The sequence below is a fragment of the Streptosporangium sp. NPDC050855 genome (assembly GCF_044456585.1).
GTDB classification, from domain to species: Bacteria; Actinomycetota; Actinomycetes; order Streptosporangiales; family Streptosporangiaceae; genus Streptosporangium; species Streptosporangium longisporum.
In genome coordinates, this window is sequence record NZ_JBITFY010000057.1 from 1 (window position 1) to 4,634 (window position 4,634).

At 74.6% G+C, this 4,634-nt stretch carries 1 protein-coding gene; it reads right to left on the reverse strand.

What is annotated here, in order from left to right:
- On the reverse strand, positions 1–4,607 hold a 4,607-nt coding region (locus tag ACIBCT_RS40455), incomplete at its 3' end, for an SDR family NAD(P)-dependent oxidoreductase (RefSeq protein WP_399197360.1).
- Positions 4,608–4,634: the final 27 nt, after the last annotated feature.

Below are 4,634 nucleotides of genomic sequence, written 5' to 3' on the forward strand. Positions count from 1 at the left end.
GCCACCACCCCCGCACGATCGGCACCCACCACCACACCACGGTGATCGAACCCCGCCCGCGTCACCACCAGCGAATACCCCACATCCACCAGCCCACCGACGCCGGTACCTCCGTCGGCCACGAACTCCGCCAGCCGGCCGGCCTGGGCCCGCACCCCCTCCTCACCGCGGCCCGACACCACGACCGGCACCGGAAGCGTGGTCCCGGCCGGCAGGGATGCCGTGTCCGGGGTGTGCGCACCGTCGCCGCCCGCGCCGTTGCCACCGTTGCCACCGTCGGCGCCGTCGGCGCCGTCGGTGTGCCGCCCGTTCCGTGCCTGCTCCGGCACGGTGACGAGCACGCCGTCCAGGACGGTCGCCGGAACCGCGGAGCGTACGGCCTCGGCGGCCGTCCCGGCGCGCGCGGCCGTGTCGTCGCCCGTGGCCGTCCCGGTGGACGCCCACTCCGGGACGTCGGCGGGGGCCTGCTCGATGATGACGTGCGCGTTGGTGCCGCTGATGCCGAAGGACGACACTCCCGCGCGGCGCGGGTGGTCGTTCTGCGGCCACTCGACCGGCTCGGTCAGCAGCGAGACCGCGCCGGCCGACCAGTCCACGTGCGAGCTGGGCGCGTCCACGTGCAGCGTCCTGGGCAGCATGCCGTTGCGCATGGAGAGCACCATCTTGATGACGCCCGCGACGCCGGCGGCGCACTGGGTGTGGCCGATGTTCGACTTGACGGTGCCCAGCCAGAGCGGCCGGTCCTGCGGGCGCGCCTCGCCGTAGGTGGCGAGCAGCGCCTGGGCCTCGATCGGGTCGCCCAGCGTGGTGCCGGTGCCGTGTCCCTCGACGGCGTCGACGTCGGCGGGGGTGAGGCCGGAGTTGACCAGGGCCTGGCGGATGACGCGCTGCTGGGAGGGGCCGTTGGGCGCGGACAGGCCGTTGCTGGCGCCGTCCTGGTTGACCGCGCTGCCCCGGACCACCGCGAGCACGGGGTGGCCGTTGCGGCGGGCGTCCGAGAGCCGCTCCAGGACGACCATGCCGACGCCCTCGGAGAACACCGTGCCGTCGGCCGCGTCGGCAAAGGCCTTGCAGCGGCTGTCGGGGGCCAGGCCCCGCTGGCGGCTGAACTCGACGAACAGCTCCGGCGTGGAGACCACGGTCACGCCGCCGGCCAGCGCGAGGGTGCTCTCCCCGCGGCGCAGGGAGTCGCAGGCGAGGTGGAGGGCCACCAGGGAGGACGAGCAGGCCGTGTCGACCGTGACGGCGGGTCCTTCGAGGCCGAGCACGTAGGCGACGCGGCCGGACATCACCGAGCTGGAGTTGCCCGTGAGCAGGTAGCCCTCGACGCCCTCGGGCAGCGTCGACAGGCCGGTGGCGTATCCGGTGCTCGACGCTCCGACGAACACGCCGGTCGAGCTGCCCCTGAGCGTGCCGGGGGCGATGCCCGCGCGCTCCAGCACCTCCCAGGACGCCTCCAGCAGCAGGCGCTGCTGCGGGTCGGTGGCCAGGGCCTCGCGCGGCGAGATGCCGAAGAAGTCGGCGTCGAACTCGCCCGCGTCGTGCATGAAGCCGCCGCCGCGGGCGTAGCTGGTGCCGTGCTTGGACGGGTCGGGGTCGAAGAGCCGCTCCAGGTCCCATCCGCGGTTGGCGGGGAACTCGGAGATGGCGCTTCCGCCCTCGGCCAGCAGTCGCCACAGCGATTCCGGCGAGTCGATGCCGCCGGGGTAGCGGCAGCTCATGGAGACGATCACGATGGGGTCGTCTCCCTCACCGGCCGGTGCGGCGGCCGGGAGCGCGGGCTGCGCGGGCTCGGGCGAGAGCCCGGCGCCGAGCAGCCTGCCCCTGAGGTACTCGGCCAGCGCCGTGGGCGTGGGGTAGTCGAAGACGATGGTGGCGGGCAGCCGCAGCCCGGTGGCGGCGTTGAGCCGGTTGCGCAGCTCGACGGCGGTGAGCGAGTCGAAGCCCAGCTCCCTGAAGGCGCGGCCGGACAGCACGGCGTCGGCGTCGGCGTGGCCGAGCACGGTGGCGGCCTGGGTGCGGACCATGGAGACGAGCACGCGGTCCTGCTCGGCCTCGGACAGGCCGGCGAGCTGCCGGTGCAGCGGGGAGTCGCCGTCCGCGGGGGCCGCGGTCGTCGCCGCCGCCTCGCGGCGGACCGGGGGACGGACCAGGCCGCGCAGCAGCGCCGGCGGGGTGCCGGTGCGCATCGCCGCCAGGTCGAGGTGGACGGCCACCAGCAGTGCCTCGTCCACCGCGCGGGCGGCGTCGAACAGCGCCAGTCCCTCCTCCGAGGACAGGCCGCGGGCGCCGGACTGCTCCATCCGGGCCAGGTCGGCGTCGCTGAGGTGGGCGCTCATGTCGCTGCGCTGGTTCCAGAAGCCCCAGGCCAGCGAGACCGCGGGCAGGCCGTCGGCCCTGCGGTGCGCGGCCAGCGCGTCCAGGAAGGTGTTGGCCGCGGCGTAGTTGCCCTGTCCGGCGTCGCCGAAGACGCCCGCGGCCGAGGAGAAGAGCACGAACGCCGACAGGTCCATCTCCCTGGTCAGCTCGTGCAGGTTCCAGGCCGCGTCCACCTTGGGACGCAACACCGCACCCACCCGCTCGGCCGTCAACGTCTCGACGATCCCGTCATCCAGCACCCCCGCCGTGTGCACCACCCCCGACAGCGGACGATCGGCCGGGATCGACGCCAGCAACCGCGCCAGCGCCTGCCGATCGGCCACGTCACAGGCCTGCACCCGCACCCGCGCACCCGCCTCGGCCAGCTCGTGCTCCAGCTCCGCCATCCCCGCCGCCGCACGGCCACGACGACTGGTCAACACCAGATCCCGCACCCCGTGCACCCGCACCAGATGCCGCGCCACCAAAGCACCCAGCGTGCCCGCACCGGTCACCAGCACCGTGCCACCCGGACCGAACGTCTGCGGCATCCGCAACACGACCTTGCCCACATGACGGGCCTGCGACAGGAACCGGAACGCCTCCGGCGCCCGGCGCACGTCCCACGAACGCACCGGCAACGGCCGCAACACCCCACGGCCGAACAGCTCCAGCACCTCCGCCAGCATGTCGCGCAGGCCGTCGAATCCGGCCTCCATCAGGGAGTAGAGGATGTACTCGACGCCGGGGTGCGCCGCGGTGACGTCGGCGGCGTCACGGATGTCGGTCTTGCCGATCTCCAGGAACCGGCCGCCTCGGGGCAGCAGCCTCAGGGAGGCGTCCACGAACTCGCGCGCCAGCGAGTTCAGCACCACGTCCACCCCGCGCCCGCCACTGGCCTGCGCGAAGTAGCCCTCGAAGTCCAGGTCCCGCGAGGAGGAGATCCGCTCGTCCGGAACCCCCAGCGAGCGCAGCACCTCCCACTTGGCCGGCGACGCGGTCGCGTACACCTGCGCGCCGAGATGGTGCGCGAGCTGGATCGCGGCCATGCCCACGCCACCGGCACCGGCGTGCACCAGCACCGACTCTCCGGCCTGCAGCCGGCCCAGGCGGACGAGGCCGTAGTAGGCGGTGAGGTAGACCACCGGTACGGAGGCGGCCTGCTCGAACGTCCAGCCCTCGGGCATCGGGGCCAGCAGCCTCCGGTCGGTCACCCCGACCGGGCCGAACGCCCCGTCCAGCAGGCCCATCACCCGGTCGCCCGGGGCCAGGTCGTCCACCTCGGAGCCGACCTCCAGCACCACGCCGGCGATCTCCCCGCCGATGGGTTCGTCGTTCTCGGGGACCATGCCCAGGGTGACGACCAGGTCGCGGAAGTTGAGCCCGGCGGCGCGGACGGAGACCCGCACCTCCCGCGGGCCCAGCTCCCGGCCGGCCTCGGGGGCGGCGACCAGTGCCAGGTCCGACAGGCTGCCCTTGACCGGCGCGTCCAGCCGCCAATGCGCCGTCCCCGCGGGCGGCACCAGACCACCGCCACCGGTGGCCGCCCGCGCCAGGCGCGCGGCGAGCACCGTACCGGAGCGCAGGGCGAGCTGGGGTTCGCCGGAGTCCACGGCGGCGCGCAGGAGGGTGCCGGGCACGGCCCGGTCGTCCAGGTCGACCAGCACGATGCGGTCGGGGTTCTCCGACTGGGCCGAGCGGAGCAGGCCCCACACCGGGGCGTTCGCCAGGTCGTGGACGTCCTCGTCGGGGCCGGTCGTGACCGCGCCCCGGGTGACCACGACGAGGCGCGCCGAGGCGAACCGCTCGTCGGCCAGCCACCGCTGGACCAGTTCCAGCGCCCGGTACGCCGCCGTCCGGACCGCGTCCGGAACCCGGTCGCCGTCGGTGGCGGCCCCGTCAGGGGATCCGGAGAAGTCGGAGAAGGGGGCGAACACCAGCTCCGGGACCTCTCCCGCCGCGGCCAGGTCCGCGAGCTCCGCGAGCTCCGCGAGCTCCGCGACCTCCGTCACGTCCGCGCCCGCGCCGCGCAGCGCATCGGCCAGGCCGAGCGTGTCCGGCCCGACCAGGGCGGTCCCGGTCGCGGTGGACGTCTCCGCCACGGGCAGCGCGGTCCACTCCACGCGGAAGAGCGCGTCGGAGTGGGAGGCGAGGGCGGCGGAGAGCTGCTCGGTGGTGACCGGGCGGGAGATCAGGGAGCCGATCGTGGCCACCGGAGCACCCGCCGAATCCGCCACCTGCAACGACACCGCACCCACACCCTGCGACCACAACCG